Genomic DNA, 2,127 nt, shown 5'->3' with positions numbered 1-2,127 from the left:
CTTGGAGAATAGACTCCATTACCCCCCTGGTTGGAAAGGTCATTCCACGATCCCGGTATGGAAGTTACAGCAGGGTCGGCAATATGCGCATAGTCTTCACCGCCCGAGGCCCCGGCATTATTAGGCTCACCTTCATTCCATAAAGCAAATGTAAGTTCGGTACCACCGACTCCTCCACTCCAGAATGATGTACCGGCTTCTGGTCCGGTAACCCATTGCCAATCGCCTTCCCGCGCTGCATCCGAGGCACCAATCCATCCCATTCCAGGTGCCTGGGAAGTTGAAAAGTCAGCTTCTTCCCTTGATGTCAGCGTCACCAGATACCCCTGTAATCCGAAGTATGTCTGACCAGCAGCGGCATTTCGGGCTTCCGTCCAGGTAATTCCAGGCGCACTTATATACTCGTAGTAATGACCTGTAAGGGGCAGGTAATTGGCATTTCCAACTGTGATCGAAAATTCTCTGGTACCCGAAGGGTCGGACGCACTATTAGTGTACACCACATCCCTCATCGCAGCTTCAAATGCTCCCAACTGGGCCGGACCGGTAAGGGTCAGAATCCCTTGAGACTCGTTCCACGTGTCTGTGATGGAAGGATGTGAACCTGTGAGTAGCAGTAAATCCTCTCCAGGCGCAAAGCCGCTCGAGATCCGCACGGCCACCTGGAATACGGTGGAACTATCGGGATCCGAAATCTCGATACTCTCTACGACCGGTAAGCTGGTGCCCGGACAATAATCCTGATCTCCCGTTACAGTTAATACGGGCAATTGACTTGTATCAGTAGCAACGCCTGTTACCAGGACATTGTCAAGACTATAATTCTCATTGTCGACGGTGTTGTGAAAACGGGCTCTGAGTTGTAGCGTCGCACCCGAGAGACCAGATACTGTATAGGAGGGGGCAATGGGTTGTGACTGGGAGCCTGATCGGTTAAAAACCTCCGTCCAGATTCCCCCACCGATTCGGTATTCGAAGGTGAACCTGTCGCGTGAACCTCCTGAATTCTCAAACTCACTCGTTTCAAAAGCACCTGTATCCACACTAAAATTTACATTTGAGTAACCGGAAATATCAATGGGGTCCGTTATCCAGACAAGTGGATTCGAAAAAGTTGAACCTCCCCCGTCCCTTGTATTTCTTGCTAAGATTAAGCCTCCATTGACTGCCACACCATTCTGAGAGTTCCAGCTTACCTGAGAAACACCGTCGCCACTCCCAGTACGGGTGCCATTTGGATACGAATTAAAATCTTCATTCCAGATTGTGACCTGGGCCTGAAGGTTCAATGCACATAAAAACCATAAGACCAAGGAAATTTTAGTCAATCGTAAGACTCGTATGAAATAGGTTTTCATTGTAATTTCAAGACAGAAAGAAATCATACTGGATAGCTCGACCTTTTATGCCTCAAAATACAACCGAATAGTATCAGACAAACAAAAATGTCGGGAAAGTGTCAATTTTACGGGTAAATGCCAGCACGAGAAAGAATGTGCTGACCCGAAAGGACAGACTGACCTTTAATTTTGATGTAAAGGGCAATGGGCTAAAAGGGCATGAGAACGCTGCATCCGCTCTACTCGTATATAATAAATTCAGACCGTCTGTTATCCTCGTGCTGTGCGCTCGTGCAACGAACCCCATCATCACAATCGTTGACGAGCTGGGTTTCACCATATCCTTGCGATTGAAGGCGGTCTGCTGAAATGCCTTTGGAAATCATATAATTTACAGTGGACTCTGCCCGTTTCTGTGATAACCAGAGATTATAGGCATCAGGGCCCCGGCTGTCCGTATGGGAATTCGCCTTGATCTTGAGGCTCGGGTACTTTTTCATGGCCGCAATGACCTTTTGCAATTCCACTTCGGCATCAGGCCTGATATCGTATTTGTCAAAATCAAAATAGATCGTACTTAACTGTAGTAATTTGGCCAGGTCAGAACCAAAGCCGGCGGAAAGGGATTCAGGATCCAAATACAGATCAACAACCTGAGGGGTTCCTTCTGAAGGAGGCAAAAACACTTCAGAGGGGACGTAACCCTGTCGGGACGCCCTTATAAAATTTCCCTCATTGCAATTCAGGGTTAAACTGTATTTCCCTTCACTATTGGTCAGCACCGAGG

The 2,127-nt window shown here is 48.0% G+C and carries 2 protein-coding genes; both read right to left on the bottom strand.

The annotated features are described in order from the left end of the window. Positions 1-1,328: C-type lectin domain-containing protein (locus WBV75_RS00780; RefSeq protein WP_424118759.1), on the bottom strand; the 1,328-nt coding region annotated here is incomplete at its 3' end. 251 nt (positions 1,329-1,579) lie between these two features. Continuing rightward, positions 1,580-2,127, bottom strand: a 548-nt coding sequence (locus WBV75_RS00775; RefSeq protein WP_424118758.1) for an OmpA family protein, incomplete at its 5' end; no start/stop codon positions are given.

This window comes from Robiginitalea sp. (genome assembly GCF_049588695.1).
In the GTDB taxonomy this organism is placed as follows: Bacteria; Bacteroidota; Bacteroidia; order Flavobacteriales; family Flavobacteriaceae; genus Robiginitalea.
The sequence above is the reverse complement of the archived record's forward strand: the minus strand, read 5'-3'. Positions and strand labels throughout refer to the sequence as shown.